The organism is Streptomyces flavochromogenes, assembly GCF_000717595.1.
GTDB classification, from domain to species: domain Bacteria; phylum Actinomycetota; class Actinomycetes; order Streptomycetales; family Streptomycetaceae; genus Streptomyces; species Streptomyces flavochromogenes.
The window spans coordinates 16,986-32,673 of record NZ_JNZO01000051.1 but is presented as its reverse complement, the minus strand read 5'-3'; the positions used below and the strand labels follow the sequence as shown (position 1 = coordinate 32,673).

General features: G+C 68.9%; 12 protein-coding genes and 3 pseudogenes. 9 read left to right on the top strand and 6 right to left on the bottom strand.

The window, feature by feature from the left end; translation table 11 throughout:
- Positions 1 to 298: 298 nt before the first annotated feature.
- Both IF00_RS0138885 and IF00_RS0138880 read left to right on the top strand, forming a co-directional pair.
- The gene (locus tag IF00_RS0138885) at positions 299 to 583 is read left to right on the top strand and encodes a hypothetical protein (RefSeq protein ID WP_158710586.1); all 285 of its coding nucleotides are present in this window, start codon (positions 299 to 301) and stop codon (positions 581 to 583) included.
- A gap of 185 nt (positions 584 to 768) precedes the next feature.
- Complete coding sequence (locus tag IF00_RS0138880; protein ID WP_245234760.1) at positions 769 to 1,110, top strand: hypothetical protein; 342 nt, start codon at positions 769 to 771, stop codon at positions 1,108 to 1,110.
- Positions 1,111 to 3,262: 2,152 nt separating this feature from the next.
- Here the strand turns inward: IF00_RS0138880 and IF00_RS0138870 are convergent.
- From IF00_RS0138870 to IF00_RS0138860, 3 genes and pseudogenes are all read right to left on the bottom strand, one after another.
- Positions 3,263 to 3,865 carry a TlpA family protein disulfide reductase gene (locus tag IF00_RS0138870; RefSeq protein WP_030326576.1) on the bottom strand — a complete coding sequence of 201 codons (603 nt, stop codon included), beginning with the start codon at positions 3,863 to 3,865 and terminating at the stop codon, positions 3,263 to 3,265.
- Between the two features lie 271 nt (positions 3,866 to 4,136).
- A pseudogene (locus tag IF00_RS42050) lies at positions 4,137 to 4,692 on the bottom strand (transposase family protein); the annotation flags it as partial.
- Positions 4,693 to 4,743: 51 nt separating this feature from the next.
- Complete coding sequence (locus tag IF00_RS0138860; protein WP_245234762.1) at positions 4,744 to 5,463, bottom strand: hypothetical protein; 720 nt, start codon at positions 5,461 to 5,463, stop codon at positions 4,744 to 4,746.
- Positions 5,464 to 5,640: 177 nt separating this feature from the next.
- Between IF00_RS0138860 and IF00_RS0138855 the strand changes: the two genes are divergently transcribed.
- Positions 5,641 to 6,099 (top strand): excalibur calcium-binding domain-containing protein, encoded by a 459-nt coding sequence (locus IF00_RS0138855; RefSeq protein WP_051820865.1) that lies wholly within the window; start codon positions 5,641 to 5,643, stop codon positions 6,097 to 6,099.
- A gap of 750 nt (positions 6,100 to 6,849) precedes the next feature.
- Here IF00_RS0138855 and IF00_RS0138850 read toward each other — a convergent pair.
- Positions 6,850 to 8,322 carry a carotenoid oxygenase family protein gene (locus IF00_RS0138850; RefSeq protein WP_051820864.1) on the bottom strand — a complete coding sequence of 491 codons (1,473 nt, stop codon included), beginning with the start codon at positions 8,320 to 8,322 and terminating at the stop codon, positions 6,850 to 6,852.
- A 470-nt stretch (positions 8,323 to 8,792) separates the two neighbouring features.
- On the opposite strand from IF00_RS0138850, the gene IF00_RS42045 reads away from it, so the two are divergent.
- The 5 genes and pseudogenes from IF00_RS42045 (at position 8,793) to IF00_RS0138830 (ending at position 11,506) form a co-directional block, all read left to right on the top strand.
- The gene (locus IF00_RS42045; RefSeq protein ID WP_030326567.1) at positions 8,793 to 9,116 is read left to right on the top strand and encodes a DUF5954 family protein; all 324 of its coding nucleotides are present in this window, start codon (positions 8,793 to 8,795) and stop codon (positions 9,114 to 9,116) included.
- 457 nt (positions 9,117 to 9,573) lie between these two features.
- Positions 9,574 to 9,891 carry a hypothetical protein gene (locus IF00_RS45915; protein ID WP_158710585.1) on the top strand — a complete coding sequence of 106 codons (318 nt, stop codon included), beginning with the start codon at positions 9,574 to 9,576 and terminating at the stop codon, positions 9,889 to 9,891.
- Between the two features lie 367 nt (positions 9,892 to 10,258).
- A pseudogene (locus tag IF00_RS44505) lies at positions 10,259 to 10,444 on the top strand (hypothetical protein); the annotation flags it as partial.
- Between the two features lie 220 nt (positions 10,445 to 10,664).
- Positions 10,665 to 11,270: a dihydrofolate reductase family protein gene (locus tag IF00_RS0138835; protein ID WP_030326563.1), complete on the top strand. Its 606-nt coding sequence runs from the start codon at positions 10,665 to 10,667 to the stop codon at positions 11,268 to 11,270.
- The gene (locus IF00_RS0138830; protein ID WP_030326561.1) at positions 11,267 to 11,506 is read left to right on the top strand and encodes a hypothetical protein; all 240 of its coding nucleotides are present in this window, start codon (positions 11,267 to 11,269) and stop codon (positions 11,504 to 11,506) included. Before IF00_RS0138835 ends, IF00_RS0138830 begins: the two co-directional genes overlap by 4 nt.
- A gap of 179 nt (positions 11,507 to 11,685) precedes the next feature.
- On the opposite strand, the gene IF00_RS42040 is transcribed toward IF00_RS0138830, so the two are convergent.
- Positions 11,686 to 12,198: an RICIN domain-containing protein gene (locus tag IF00_RS42040; RefSeq protein WP_051820863.1), complete on the bottom strand. Its 513-nt coding sequence runs from the start codon at positions 12,196 to 12,198 to the stop codon at positions 11,686 to 11,688.
- Positions 12,199 to 12,538: 340 nt separating this feature from the next.
- Here IF00_RS42040 and IF00_RS0138820 point away from each other — a divergent pair, with 340 nt between their 5' ends.
- A complete protein-coding gene (locus IF00_RS0138820) occupies positions 12,539 to 14,170 on the top strand; it encodes an nSTAND1 domain-containing NTPase (RefSeq protein ID WP_030326557.1) in 1,632 nt (543 codons plus the stop codon).
- An 827-nt stretch (positions 14,171 to 14,997) separates the two neighbouring features.
- Here the strand turns inward: IF00_RS0138820 and IF00_RS44495 are convergent.
- Positions 14,998 to 15,658: pseudogene (locus tag IF00_RS44495) on the bottom strand (IS5 family transposase); the annotation flags it as partial.
- Between the last annotated feature and the right edge of the window lie 30 nt (positions 15,659 to 15,688).

The window sequence follows — 15,688 nt, the reverse complement described above, 5'->3', positions numbered from 1 at the left end:
GCATCGCCCGCCTCCACAACCTCGCCTTGACCGGATAGTGGATCTATGCCGACGGCTGATGAGTAGCACGTCTGAGATCACTTGCGGGACAGCCCTTAGCTTGCAGACCATGGGAAACTCAGGCGGATCATTGACGACCCGGTCCACGGGGGAATTGCACCAACTCATGCGGGCAGTCGGATTCACAGGCATTGACGACACGGAGGCGTTGTCGGAGAGCTGGCAGACGACCGTCTTTGCCGACGCCGGACGCCGCAGCCTGGCGAACCTCGTCCAGAGCACAGGGACACCAGCGATCATGGTGTCCTTCCTGGACAGCGACGTAGGTTTCGTCGAGGCCCTCACACCGGGCGGCGGCAGCTGGGAGGGCCTGCTCAACCGCGAGACGGCGGAGAGCTACGAGATCCCTCTGGAGCACTTCCCCGTCGAACCCGCCGTCGCCGGCGCACTCGCCTGGTCGGCTGCCGCAGGACTGACTCCTGACGAGGAGGCCATCCGGCAGACGCTCACCGGGGCGGCCCTGTTCGCGGAACAGCTTTCCGCAGCCCTTCTGGCCGCCCTGGGGCTCCCCGGCGCAACCTAGCACTCCAAGCCACGACCTGGGGATTACGCGAACCTACCGTTGGAGGGAATACGGTCTCTGTCGCGGATTCCGTGTTGCCGCAGGGCCACGGTCGAGCAGACGTGTCGGTGTAGGAGGTTGAGGTCTCCGCGTCCCGCAGGGCCAGGCCGGCGAGGATGTCCGTCCGGGATGAGAGCGTTTCCGGTATGGCCGACACAGACGAAGCAGGAAACGACGTTGAGTACGCCGTCATCGCTCACTACCGACTGGCTGATGCCGGCCTCGGCGATCCAACCCAGCGGGAGGCTGTCCGCCAGGCCGGGGCCCTCCTGACCGAGGTGATCGAGCAAGCTGATGTCGGCGAGTTCGACGGGAACGAGTACGGAGGCGGCGAGGTCGCCATCTACGCCTACGGGTCGGACGCCGACGCACTCTTCGCCGTCATGGTGCCCATTCTGAACGACCTGCCGTTCCGGCCGTCGCACGTCGTCCTGCGCTACGGCTCCGTCGTTGACCCATCGGCTGCGGAGCATCGCGTCGAGCTTTGACGGGACGAGTCACCAGCTCCCGGTCAGACGGGACCTTGGGGTAAATCGGGCTCTGCTGGGGATCGTGGGATGCCGTGGGGGCCATGGGCCCAGGAGTAGGCGTTGGCGGAGGAGGCCGAGGTGGGCTGCTCGGTCGCGCCACGCGCCTGATGAGCTTGGCGCGGGTGACCTGTTCCTCGACTTGGCCGAAGCTCCACGGGCGGAGTCGAGGTAAGGGCAGGCCGTACGGATCTTCTTCCCTTCCGCGGCGTCGGCGGTCGCGAGGGCTGGGGTCGCGTCATGATCCAACCGACGACACGTCGGGGCTTCGGGCCGGCCCGGATGCGGCCGGGGCACCGGCTGCAGCTTCCGGCCTGACCGGCGGGCAGGCCGGAAGGTGCGGAAGGGTCGGCGGAGGCACTGAGACGCCTCCGGTGAATCCCCGCGCGCGCAGTTCGCGGTGGAGCTGGGGACGTCGTGACAGCCCTCCAATCAGCGTGCGTGGAGGTGGGGCCGGCGCTCGTGGAGCACGGACATCCTGCCGGTGGCTTCGGCCAGGAGTTCGTCGAGGCTGGCGGCACGGGCGAGACGGTCGACGGCCTTGCCGGTAAGAAGTCGTTGACGTCTTGGAGGTCTCCGAGCTGCTCTGGTCGTTGAACCTCATATGCGCCTGTTCCTCTTGACTCTCACCGTGGTCCTCGTCCTCGGAGGGCTCGTCCTGCTGGTGTCCTCCAGCGCTGCGGCAGCAGCGATCTGCGCGGTCTACATCGCAGTCGTGATCCCCCTCGCCGTGATCGTCGGCCGGGCCATCAAACGCTCTGGCCCCCCTTCTTCTGACTGACCGACTTCTCGTGCGTGCGCCACGCTTCCTCGGCCGCGAACTGCTGCCGTAGTGGAGAGGACGAACGAGCTAGCGAAGAACATGGAGGAGAGGGGCGCGGCTGGGGGCAGCCGAACGGGCCCGGCTGGATCCGAGGTACGTGGACGAGCTCACTGCGCTCGGCACTCGTGACCGGGTGGTGCTGGCTGCGGGTACGGGGCCCTCGACGAGCACGGCGACAGCGTGATGCCACGGCCCTCTGCCCCTGCCCCCTCCCGTTCGACTGGAGCCCCGACACTGGCGGCCGTACTGCGCGGGTCGACGACGGCCTCGTCCCGGACCCGGACGTCCCTTCATCCCACTCAAGGCAGCGGAAGGCCTGTCCTTGCGCTCCCCGGTCTACGGCGCCAGGCTCCCCGCCCTGCACTGCACGTCTTCCCTCGGGCTCTGGAGGCCCACTCTGACGTCGTGGTCATGCCGCCGGCGTTCCTGATCGTCCAGCGTACGAGCCCGGGACACCGGGATGCGGCGTGCAGACCACTTCCCCTGACGCCCGCCGGACCGTCTTCGCCCTGACCCGGATGAAGCCCCGCCGGCGCGGCTTCATCCCCTGCGACCCGGGCAAGAGGACTACCCACCCACATGTCCTGGTCGCGGAGATCAGCCACTCTGCCGTCGCAGAGCCGGCGGCCATTGCCGACGCCGCGGGTCGAGTCCGCGGAGAGCGGCTCGACCAGGTCGAGTTTCATGGAGCGGTCTCCCAGGCCGTCCGCGTCCGCCGGCTGCTTCGCTGGCGAGCCGCCTCGTGTACGTGCTCTTCGCCGCTCCCGCGGAAGGGAGGGCAAGGGAGCGGTGCCGGCCCGGTTGCTTTCGAGTCCTCGTTCGGTCTCCTCGGAGACGTACACGGGCCTTTCGGCGCTCGGATGGCCACAGGCACCACAGTGACCGGACTGTGGAGTCCTCGCGTGAGCGACCGGCCCGCACAACACCACGAGTGCGGGCCGGTCCTTCACCCGGTCGGGCCCTGCGGCAGGGGAGTCCGCGGGCCCGGTGAGCAGTCCCACCTGCTCTGCATCCGCCTGCCCGCGATCCGGATGACCATGCATACCTTTTCGCTGGAGGATCGGCGGATTGCCTGCGGTGTCCTGGGCGAAGGGGGGTGCCGTCAAGGTGGCGCGGGGAGTCTCGGCGTCTTTGACGGCCGGGTTCGTTGCACGGGTCGCGGAGGTCTGTCATTGCCGCCGGCACGGATGCGTCAGTCCCGCACGCGGCGTTCCGGGATGCCCAGTTGTACCGTTCAGTCCGATTGACAATGCGCCGGCGTGTCCGTGGCCGGTTCCTCGCTTCCCGGCATCATTTCTCGGCGATCAGTGGGTCGATCATGGACCGGAGCTTGTCTTCATCGAGAGCGTGGAGTGCTCGCGAGGCGATCCTGCCGTCTCGGTCGAGCAGGACCGTGGAGGGTATGCCGTTGGGAGCTAGCGTCCCTTTGGGGAATCCCTTGAGGACCAGCTTGCCGTGTGGGTCGTAGAGGCTCGGGTAGGAGACGCCGAATTCGTCCTCAAAGGCCTGTGCCGGCTGCTTGTTGAAGTCGCGGGTGTTGATCCCGACGAATTTCACGCCCTTGCCCTTGAGATCGTTCGAGACCTTGGCGAAGTGCGGTGCCTCGGCCCTGCACGGGGGACACCAGGAGCCCCAGATGTTGAGGACGACGACGTTGCCCTTGAGGCCGGCGACGTCAAGCTGCTTGCCGTCCGATGTCTCGCCTGCCAGTGTCCCCGCCGGTGTGCGCCCGTCTTTGGGAACCGTCGATATGCCACCGTCGTCGGTCACGAAACTCGTGCCGGCCCCGTCGGACGTGCCGGCTCCGCTGGTACTGCAGGCCGACACAGCCAGAGCGGCCGACAGCGTTCCGATGGCTATCAGGGCGCGTCGAAGGGCTCGTCCGAGGCTCATGACGCAAGTCTCGCACGGGTGATCACGGCTCTCTCGGGGGCGGTCTCCTTCGAGGCTGTCGTTCAACATACGGCGTCGTGCACGCTTCGAACTTGACCGGCGTGTTCGTAGGCAGCGGACTTGCGGGCTTCCCTTCGCCTGATCCTGCGGGCCGTCACAGAGGCCATGGGCGCGAAGCCCTTGGCCGTGAGCCTCGTACAACAGCGCATCCCGCGGGACGCGTTCGCGAAGTGCCACACCTCTGGGTCGCGTGAGCGGTCCCCTCACTGCGCAGCCCGGTGCCCGGGTAGGCGCCGTCGGCGATCGTCATGGTCTTGCAGACGGCGGCCTTGGCGCCGGACTCCTCCCATGCCCTGCAGTCGTTGCGGTTTCCGGCGAGAGGCCGGCCGACCACGACGAGCAGGCGGGTGTCGGCGTCGATGACGACCTGGTGGTTGGTGGAGTACCGGTAGTTCTTCGGCTGCTCGGCCACAGTGTGGTCGCGGGTGGGGACCAGGGTGCCGTCAACGATGAGCACGGTGTCTTTGCGGAACCGCTTCCGGGGCCGAAGCGCGAGCATCGGCTCGACGTGGTCGATGATGCGGTCAGCTGGGGATTTCGAGATGCCGAACAGCGGGGCGAGCTGGTGCATCGTCAAGTTCGTGCGCCAGTACGTCGTGACCAGCAGCACCCGGTCCTCCAGCGGCAGACCCCACGGCCGGGCCCCTGCGAACTTCGTCCGCCCCGTCGCGCCGCAGCATCGTCACCAGCTTGCTGAAACAGCGCGGGCTCAGCCCGGTGAACGGAGTTGTCCACGCCGGCTGCGTAGCCGTGATCACAGCAGTCACGGCTGGATCGTTCCAAACACCACCCTTCGCCGTTGGAAATCGTTGTGTGGGTCAAGGCGCCAGCGCGGTAGCCACCTGGGCCAAGCGATCGGCTGACAAGGCGAAGAGGTTGGTGGGGTTACGGAAGGAGTACTCGCCATCGTTCACGGAGAAACCGTGCCCGGCTACCATCCAGCGCGCGGGGCCGGGGCCCCCTTGGTCCTCCAGGAGAGCAGAGGCGAGGGTCTCGGGGTCTTCCACGCTCGTGCGGGCACGTAGCGCACCCGCCAGGCGGCCAACAGCGTCGTCGGGTACTGCGTCGTCGCCGAACGCAGGCAGCAGGAGCAACAGACGGGAGTGGGGATCGGTGGTGCTCCCGCCGGGCAGCATGTTGTCTGCAGCTGCGACGAGTTCGGGCCAGGACAGGCCCGGACCCATGAAGTGCCCGTCATCCCGGGCGAGGACCTCGGCCTGGTCCCAGTCGGGGTGGTGGAGGAGGTAGTCGATTCCGGTGTCGTCCGCGACAGTCCGGTAGACCACGTGAAGACGGTGATCAGCAGCGAGCGGAACCGTGAATGCCGGCCACTCGGCCCGCTCCCAGAGCTGACGCTGGAAGTCGCCGGCCGCGTCATAGTCCGCGCCGAACAGCAGTTCCTCGGCCTCCTCGCTCTGGATACACGAGGAGAGGTGCCCCAGCCAGAAGAGCGGCTCGTCCAGAAGCCTGGCCTGGTACGTGAGGGGGCCACCGTCGTAACCCGCTATCCGGGCAGGCTGCAGGTTTGCACTGTTCATCACGGGGGACATCATGCCGCCCTGGCTCCGCGCCCTTGCGGCCGGGCGTACCAGCCGATCATTGCGGGACAGCCCTTAGTTGCGGGACATCGGGTGTCGCACTGACTGTTTCATCGTGATGCGGGGCCGACCGAGTGATGTTCCACTGAGTGGAGATCCTTCAACCTGGCGGTGCCGATGGATGACCACGACAGAGCGGGTGGCTGGTGGGCGCGTCGCTCGGGGTGGGGCAAGGGCGGCTTCGTAGTCGCTGTACTGCTGGTGGCCTTCCTCGCGCTGGGAGCCGTCATCAGCGCCTGCGAGGGCCCCGTCGAGGGTGAACGCCCCGACCCATCCCCCTCGATTACGGTGACTGAGACGGTGACTGTGTCACCATCCCTGCCGGTCCCGGTGCCACCGCCCGTGGAGACGCCTGAATCGGACCTTCCTGAGTCGGACGTCCCTGCACCTGAGGCTCCCGATCCCGTGACGCCGGACCTGCCGGAGTCGGTCGCACCAGCAGCGGAGTACTACGAGAACTGTGACGCAGCGCGGGACGCCGGGGCAGCGCCGCTGATTCGCGGCGGGCAGGGGTACAGGGAGGAACTGGACCGGGACGGGGACGGCGTCGCGTGTGAGCCGTACGCCGCCCCGTAGCGAAGCCGCGGAAGAAGTCGCCGACGGTGTGTCCGACAGATCCTCGCTGCGCTCCGGCACAAGCACCGTGGCACCTACGGCTGGTTGACACCGCGGTGCTGCCGCTACGACGAGGCAGCACCACACAGCAGCATCTGGGCGCCTCTCCGCACGCCTGGTCGGCCGTCAGGTCCGGGGCAAGCTGGCCCGGGTGACTGGGAACGAGACGGTCCAGTCGCGGGTGACGGCCCGTACCCGTGGCTGTAGCTCCTCCCGCTGCCCGCTCCGTAGTCGTGGCTGGACCCCTCCCACCTTCCGGCGGGGCCGCGGTCGGCGCCGGCCAGGCTGACGCCGGTGTCGAGCAGCTCCGTGCCGCTCGCCCCGTCGTCGGCGCGACCTGCGCCAAGGCTTCCCGCCTGCCTGCCTGCGTCTCCCATGTCAGGGGCGGACTCAGGTGCACAACACGACCGAGGCACGCATCGTGAGCCTGGCCTGTCGTGTCGGACGTGTTCGGTCCGGGAGCGGTGTCCGCTCAGCTTCTGGAGGTCGTCGGCAGGTTGTCGCTGGTGGCCGCCCGCATCATGCTGAGGTCCGAGGACGGTGTCGCCTGGCACCGGTGGTGCTGCGGCGCCGTCGTGCTCCGTTTCCGCCAGCGGGGGCGAGGGGCTCGGCCGTTGCCGTATCGGGGGTCGGGTTGGTCGAGTAGACGGCGTCCGTTCCTGGGAACGAGTGGACGCATGCTGGGCAGGCACAGTGCTGGCCGGCCGTCCCTCACGTGGCAGTGGATGGGGCACTGTGTGCGGTGGGCCGGTCGTCTTCGGTGGGCAGCCAGCCGCCGTGCAGGCCGAGTGGAACCCGGACGGGGACGCGGGCGCGTGCGACCGGTCCGGCGGCTGGGTCTTCGGCGGGCAGGACGAGGAACCAGCTTGTTCCGTCGGTGCGGTCGGTGGCGAAGGTGAGCCAGTGGCCGCGCACCTCGGAGTCGGTACCCGGTTCGGGAGCGAAGACCGGTTCTCCGACCGACAGGTCTCCGGCGTCCCAGACGACGGCGGTCCCTGTCTGCGTGTCGTGGAAGCGTACGGCGTCGTATTCGCCCGACAGCAGGTCCGTCCGGCCGGTCGACGTGGCCAGTGCCGTGTGTCGGTGGCGCCGGCCGATGAGGCGGTCGTCGATGCGGGGGAACTCTACTCGGGCGTCGTCCAGCAGTGAGCGGGTCATGGTGCCTGCCACGGGGTCGATGCGCGCCCGCGCCAGACCGCCGCTGACCGGCTCCTGCTTCGCGCCCGGTGCGCCGCCGACGGTCAGCCGGCTCCACTGCACGTAGTCCAGGACCACCTGGGCGTCGGGGCCGGGGCCGTCGTCGTAGGCGTTCACGGTGTGCCACAGCCAGAAGGCGTCGTCGGTCGCCCAGCGTGGCGGTCCGCCGTCGCGGGGGATCAGGACCACGCGGGTTCCCCGCTCGGGCCGCCAGGCCAGGAACGAGCCGCCTGCCATGGCCGCGTCCAGGTCGAAGAAGGCGGGCGCGAGGATCAGAACGGCGTAGCGGCCGGTCAGGGCCATGTCGTGGATCATCATCGGCTCGTCCACGCCCTCGACGGGGGTGGGCCCGCTCGTGATGGTGCCGTCGCGGCCGATGACCGACCAGGTCAGGTAGGGCGCTTCGAGGCCGTAGCAGAAGACGACCATCTCGCCCGTGACCGGGTCGATCTTGGGGTGGGCGGTGATCCCCGCGGGCAGGGCCCCCTCGAAGTCCTCGCGGCCGAGGGTCTCCAGCCCGGCGCCGATCCGGTACGGGCAGGCCGACTCGGCGAGTGCAAGCAGGCGGCCTCCATGCCGTACGACATTGATGTCAGGCAGGTCCCGAAAGGTCCCCGCAAGCTGCGGTCCGACCTGCTCCGCATCCGGCAGGATCATCGACTCAAGGCCTCCCCACAGGGCCTGCCCGGCCCGTTCCTCGGCCTCCAGGGCCGGGGTGCGCACGAAACGGTTGCGGTAGCGGGCGCGCCCCTGTGAGAGCCACACTCCGTGCAGCATTCCGTCGCCGTCGATGGGGTACAGGTACGAGCCGATCGGCGTGAAGCGGGGATTGGGCCCGTTGCGCAGGTACAGACCGTCCAGGGCGGCCGGGATCTCGCCTTTCACCTCGAGGTCGGCGGCGTCGACCTCCTCGGTCACCGGCGCGAACGAGCCCAGCAGGTGGGGGACGCGGGTGGGATCGAAACGGGGCGGTGTGCGCGTGTTCACAAGACCTCCCGGAGCGCGGGTGCGGCACCTTCCAGCACCTTCCAGTGAAACGCCGCACGGATCCCGATGCCAGCGGCCGGGCGGCCAGTGCGGTGCTCCAAGCGCCCCGCACCGGGCGTCGGGGCCCGGGAACGCCGGTACGGGCCATGGGCGCCGAGATCGATCACGGTCGTCCGGGAGCGTGAGTGAACCGAGGCACCACCGCCCGCGACGAAACACTGCTCCACGCCGGATGCACCTCCGCCCACGGCGGGCCGCTCTCCCTCACTGCCGGCACCCCCGCTTGCGGCGTGACGCTGCCTCCCCGCCCCGCCCTGCTGCCCCGCCCCTGTCTCCGCTTCCCTCCCGCCCCGAGCGGCCCGGGGCAGAGGCGATGCCGCCGACGCGGCGGCACGCCACGGTGCCCTGGCGGTACGGGGCCCGCTGTTCGGGGTTGCTGCCCAGGGCCGGAAGGGTGGCGTCGGTGGCGGGTGGTCGTCGAGGTCACGCACGGCTGTCCGCAGCAGGCTCGCGACGCGCTGAACTCCCTGCTGTGGTTCCGGGCGAAGGACGAAGCGAAGACCAGAGTGGAACGGCGCGCACTCCTGCCGGCGGTCGCCCGGCTGGAGCCCGAGTGCGTCGACGAACTCACCGTCCGCGGAACCCGCTTCCGCGTGGTGCGGGCGGAGGAGCACGCGGCCCTCGACAGTCGCGGCGGCATCGGAACGCCAGGGCCCACCGACCCAGAACCGCTCACCCTCGACTGGACCCCGGCGCAGGCGCCCGTAGTCCGACCGCGCTGCCCGGCCCCATGACGCTCTCGATGGTCCGGCGGGTGGACTCCACCACTTGGATGTGGCGGCGGGTCGGCTCAAGCATCTCCTGGGGTCCGCGTCGTTCGTGCCAACATGATCCCGAGTCCGCCACGGATGCACTCGCATTCGTGGCTGCGGTGCTCCGCACGAGGCGCCAGTGGTGCCCAGAACCGCGCCCGGCTCGTGCAGGTGCACTCCACACGCGGCTGTACTGCCTCACCGAACCCGAACCGGCCGCCGCGCAGTCCGCCGGGGAGCGACCCCGAGATCCCAGGGCCTACTCGCATACCGGTGCGCTGCCCCAGTTCAGAACCCCCGGGCATCGCACCCCAGAGTGTGTAGGTCTGGTACGACGCTGCTGCGGGGGCGACGGCTACCCTCCGGCCGGAGGATGGCCAAGGGGTGCATCGGCGTACCCAACCTGTGCCAACCTAGGTTCAGTTGAGGGGGTCAATTGATGATCAATTACACGTGCACGGAGTGCCCCTTTCGGGCTGAAGGTCTCGACGATCTGCAGCGGCACTCACAAGAGACGGGCCACGTCGGCATCTGCAAGAGCGAGGCAGCGTCACCTGGAGGCAAGCTCTCCAAGCTCACCAAGCGTCTGGTGGCAGCTCAGGGCGTGACCTTTACTGCCCTCGGAGCCTCCATCTGGGCATGCACGTACCTGTACGCCAAATGGCAGACAGCAGAAGCCGAGATCGCCTACCTGAAGTCACCCAGTGGTGCAGGCCGCAATCTCAAGAACCAGGACAAGCGTCGAGACAAGGAGTGAGCCGGGTGAGGGCGAGGCCTGCACCGCTGCTCACCGGCCGTCGGGTGCGCTGCCCACCCACGCGAACGGCTGTCCCTCGCTGTGGTGGCCCCGGTGCGTTTCATCCGTCGAGGTCTCCATTCCTTTCGTTTTCTCTTCTGCCGCAGGAACGGCACCTGCCACCGCCGCAGAGGATCAACGCAGCGCGAGCGGATGTCAACCGCCGCCTCGGACCATGGCAAGCGAATTACTCGGTGTTCGAATTGCCGGTGTGCTGCGGTGCCCCCCGAACTCGTGAACAAAGCCACGAGTGGTTGTTACTCATGCAGCTGGGTTTGTTGTTCCTGCGTGAAGCTGTCACTTCACAGGGACCGAGGGCAAGGAGGCTGAGGCCCTGGACCTCGGCGGCTTCGAGCCCGTGCCCGAAGTACGGGGAGTGAACGACAACTGGTGGCGGGGCAAGGGCTCCCTCATCGCCGTGTACCGGCGTGAGGCCGTTGGTCTTGACGCCCCGCAGTGCTTCGAGGCTCACATCTACGGCGGCCTGGGCGAGTGGGCCCTCCACAGCGGTTGACTCGTGGGGCCGCGTCTGAGCACCTGCTTGGCCACAGGGCCGTCCATCCTGGGCCACGCCTTATGTGACTGAGCGTTTCAGTTGGCCCCTGAGCGTGGTACCTGGCCCGGCTGGGCCTGATGGCTGGCCCAGGCCGTTTTCCGCGTCACTCCACAGCGCGGCCGATGAGTTTGTTGCTCACGTCCGGTCCAAGCTGGTGACCCCAGGAAAGGACACCGCCATGTCGGAACTTCTCGTCGACTTCATCACCTCACTCGACGGCTGTGCATCGGGACAGGGATGGCCCGGGTTTTGGGGCCTCGAGGGCCCGGAGTACCTCGCGTGGCTCGGCGAGCAGCCCGAGGCCACCTATCTGATGGGAGCGAACACCTACCGCCTGATGTCGGGCTTCGCCGCGGGCGAGGTCCCGGATGGCCAGGACGAGTTCAGGCCCGAAGAAGAGGCGTCCGTCGACGAGCTCACGCAAGCGTCCAAGGTGGTGTTCTCTTCCTCGCTCAAGGAGCCACTGACGTGGCCCAACTCCAGGCTCGTCCGCGACGACGCCGTCCAAGCGGTCCGTGCCATGAAGTCGAACGGCTCGGGGCTTCTGAGCACGATCGGCAGCCTCAGCTTGTGCAGGTCCCTTCTACGAGCCGGACTCGTCGACCGCTTCCGAGTGGTGATGTTCCCGGTGATCACCGGGGCGACGGGCGAAGAACGCATCTACGACGGCTACCCGGACGTTGCCCTTGAGATGATCGAGCACCGCACCTTCGACGGCCGCATCCAGCTGGTCGAGTACAAGCCCCGCGTGCTCGAGCACCCGCCGCTCGACGTCCCTGCGTGACGTCGCCCCGTCCGCCGGTCCGGACGTCTGCCAGGCCGGCGCCGACGGGCGCGGAGCAGGACCTCATCAGAGGGCGCAAGGAGAACGGCGCCGGCGACAAGGCCACCTCCTACTCCGCCCGCCGCGCCGACAGCCTCATCCATGCCGTACTCCTGAAGGACCGGGTGCGCGAGTGCACCCTCAAGGATCTCCGCGGCACCTACCTCGACCCGGGGCCCGCCCGCCTAGCCGTCTGACGGCTTCCCATGCGACCCCGACCCCGACCCCGACCGCGGGGCTGGGGCGGTGCGGGACCGGACAGCCCGGCCGGCTCCCTCTGCCCCTGCAGGAGGGGCCGGCGCGTGCGGTCCGGGCATGCCGAAGGTCCTCGCGTGGGGCCCCAGCGTGAAGGCAGGGGACCCAGGTGCGGCCTGGGTCAGTTCGCGTGGACTCCCCACCACTTCTGGAAGTTCAGCCCGTTGCAGGGGAACGCCCGCAGGTCCTCCGCCCAGCTGTCGTCGATGCACCGGCCGGTTTCCCGGTTCCTGAAGGTCGTCCCGCCACTGCTGTTGGTGACCGACCACTGCTGGAACTTCATCCCGTTGCAGGGCCACGCCCGCAGTTGCCCCGCCCAGCTGTCGTCGACACACCGGCCGGTGACCTTGTTCCGCAGCTCGTGGTAGTAGCGGTCGCCACCCCACACGCCATCGGAGTACCGGAACTGCTGGAAGTCCATTCCGTTGCAGGGGAACGACCGCAGGTCCTCCGCCCAGCTGTCGTCCATACAGCGGCGGGTCTCGTTGTTCTGCCCATCGAAGTAGAAGGCCTCCGCACGGGCCTGCGCGGACGTGGGCAGCAACAGCGAGGCGAGTGCGGCGGTCGCGACGGCGAAGGCCCATCGCCGTACCGCAGGTACCTGTGCGCTGCCTTCGGCCGGGTGAGGTACCACATCCGAATGATCGTTCCGGTCGACGGAGTCGTCCTCGGCGGCTTGCGGCTGAGGTTGCTGATCCGTCCCGGATTCAGCGGTGTGAGGAGTTCCGTTCACGGCGTGCTGCCTCCCAAGAGATCAGGACACGCCGCCGGGCCTCGGGCGAGGTACCGGCGGGGCGTTGGAGACCCAGCCTTGGGCCCCAGCTGGTTGTTGCGCTGCCCCTCACCGTCGACGAAACAATCCCAGGCGCGTCCAGCGGGCGTGGCTTCCTCTCGGCGTGAAACGGTCTTGCCGCAAGAGGTTCGGCACGGTTGGGTCGTGCACGACCAGCGTGTACGCGCCCGGGGGAGAAGCAGTGGGACGTCAGGAGAAGCCCCTGAACGTGGCGCCGGGGCCCGCCGCAGACTTCGCACTGGCCCTGCGTCGGCTCCGCAAGGAGGCAGGCGGCCCCACCTACAGCACGATGGCACGACTCGGCCCCTACTCCGTCGCCACTCTGTCCCGCGCCGCCGGCGGCGAGCAGCTACCGACCCTCCCCGTCGCGCTGGCGTACGCGAAGGCATGCGGAGGCGACCTGCAGCAGTGGCAGGCGCGCTGGCAGCAGGCGTCCGAGGACCTGATGGCCGCACAGGCAGCGGACCGCGCCGTTGAACCGCCCCCGTACCGAGGCCTGGCCCGCTTCGAACCGGATGACCACGCACTCTTCTTCGGCCGCGAGCAGGTGATCGACGACCTCGCGACTCTCACCGCCCGGCACCCCCTCGTCGCCGTGTTCGGCGCTTCGGGCATCGGTAAATCCTCCCTGTTGCGCGCAGGACTCATTCCACGGCTCAGGGACACCGCGTCGCAGGATCAGTCACGTCCGGGCGCGATACGCATCCTCACCCCGGGCGCGCACCCGCTCGCCACTCACGCCTCCGCCCTGGAGCCCGCCGACGGGTCCGCAGACACATGGCTCCTGGTCGACCAGTTCGAAGAACTGTTCACGCTCTGCCACAACAAGGTCGAACGGGACCGCTTCATCGACGCACTCCTGCAAGCCCGGAACTCGCACAGACGCCTGCGAGTGGTCCTGGCGGTCCGGGCGGACTTCTACGCCCGCTGCCTGGACCACCCCGGCCTGGCGGCCGCCATCCAGGGGGCCAGCCTCGCCGTCGGCGGAATGACCTCGACAGAACTGCGCCACGCGATCACCAAACCGGCCGCCGCCCGCGGCCTGGTCGTCGAACGCGCCCTGACGCAGACCCTCATCGAAGAAGCCGCCACCCAGGCCGGCGGCGGCCTGCCCATGCTCTCCCACGCCCTCCTGGAGACCTGGCGTCGGCGCCGGGGCCGCACCCTCACCCTGGAAGCCTACGAGCGTGCCGGAGGCCTGCGCGGCGCCATCGCCCAGAGTGCCGAGGCCGCGTACGAGGCGATGGACGACGACCAGGCCGACGCCGCACGGCAGGTCATGCTGCGGCTCATCACCCCCGGCGACGGAACGCCCGACACCCGGCGCCGCACCACCCGTGCCGAACTGGAAGCCATCGGAAGCGGTCGCGAGACGAGCACCGTTCTGGAGGTTCTGGCCCGAGCCCGTCTGATCACCCTCTCCGGAGACACCGTCGAGATCGCCCACGAAACCCTGACCACGGCCTGGCCCCGGCTGCACGGATGGATCGAGACGAACCGCGAGACCCTGCGGCTGCACCGCTGGCTCACCGAGGCGGCCACAGCGTGGGAGGCCGTCAGCAGGGACCCCGGAGTGCGGATCTCCCCGGTGCGCCTCACCCAACTGCGCGACCTCTCGCTGACTTCTCCCCAAGGCCACAGCGAACTCACCGCTCTTGAGAGGGACTTCATCAGGGTCGGGGCCGCGAACCATCTCCGAACCATCCGCCGACGACGGACGGCACGGGCAGCGATCACGCTGCTCTCGCTCATCGCCACAGGCTCGGCCGCAGTCGCCTGGCGGCAGAGCCGTTCTGGTTCAGAAGGTCGATGACTGCTGGCGCGTGCTGACAGGCATGGCCGGGGCACGCTGCCGACCCGCGAGCCGCTCGCACACTCACGGCTTCCACCAGGCTGGAACGCGTCAGATCAGGAGCTCCCGTATCGCGGCCCCGCCTCCTTGCTCTGGCCTTGCCACTGGTGCCGTCTCAGCCCCCATCACCGTGAGGCTGAACCCGCGCCGAGGGCAAGGCCAGACCGGGCAGGCCTCAGGCCCCGCTTCAGAAGGAGACGTGCCTCATGACCGTCGTCACCCTCCGTCCCGCCGTGAGGCACGACCACACCACCGGTGTACCGCTCGCGCCGATCAGCCGCCTCCGCCGGACCGTGGCTGTTCTTCGACCACCCGGCACGACGTCCGCAGTCCGGAAAACGCCGTCCAGGCCATTCTGGGCGCCCACGCCGTCCTGACGTGCTTGTTCCGCACCACCCTCGAAGCCGCCGCTTCGCCCACGAGTTGGACCGGCTGCCCGTCGGCCTGCAACGACGGCCTCGCTCCTACGCGGCGAGCTTCGTACCGGCGGCACGCCTGGGGCCGACCGGCATTGATTCAGGCCGGATCCTGGTCGGTCCTCGCCTTGTCCGATCGCGCGGTCCGCCCCGCCTCCCCGTGCCCTTGTACAGCCACAGCACTGCGGTCTTGTCCCGGGCCAGGAGGTCCATGCTTCCGTTGCGGTCGAGGTCTCCGGCGCCGGTGATGTGGTCGTACATGTTCCAGCCGGCGCCGGCCTCGACGCGGGGCGCGAAATCGCCGCCGCTGTTGCCGGTCTGGCGGTGGTAGTACCAGAGGGTGCCGCCGGTGTCTCGGGCGGCGAGGTCGCCGAGACCGCGGGTGGCGGCGGACGGGGCGACCACGTTCCACAGCAGGCGGCGGCACTTGTCGAAGTCGTAACCACGGTCGGCGTACAGACGCCGGGGCTTGCGGCGGGGGCGCCCCCGCAGGCCCGGATAGGCGGGACCGCATCAAGCAACGGCAAGAGCTGAGTGACGTCGTGTCGGTTGCCGCTGGTGAGTGTGACGACGAGGGGGGTTCCTTGGCGATCGACGATCAGATGATGTTTGGAGCCGGGACGGGCCCGGTCGACGGGCGAAGGGCCGACGTGATCCCCCCTTTGAGCGCGCGGACGTGTGACCCGTCCACGGCGCAATCACTGAGATCCAGCAGGTCAGCCCGGCGCAACTCGGCCAACAGGGAGGCGTGTAGAGGGGGCCAGACTCCGGTCTCGGTCCAGTCCCGCAGCCGGCACCAGGCCGTCACGCCGGAGCAGCCCACTGTCTCCGCGGGGACGTCACGCCAGGCGACGCCGGTCCGAAGCACGTACATCACGCCCGCGAGTGCCGCTCGGTCGGGGACGCGTAGCCGTCCGAGAAAGCGGTGGCGTCGCCTGGGAGCGGGTGGCAGCAACGGTGCCACCCGCTCCCACAGATCGTCCGGCACAAGGTCAGTACGTACCCGGACACCCTGCCGACCAAGATCGCCCAGCAGCAAGTCCCCTGCCGCTCAACTCATTCT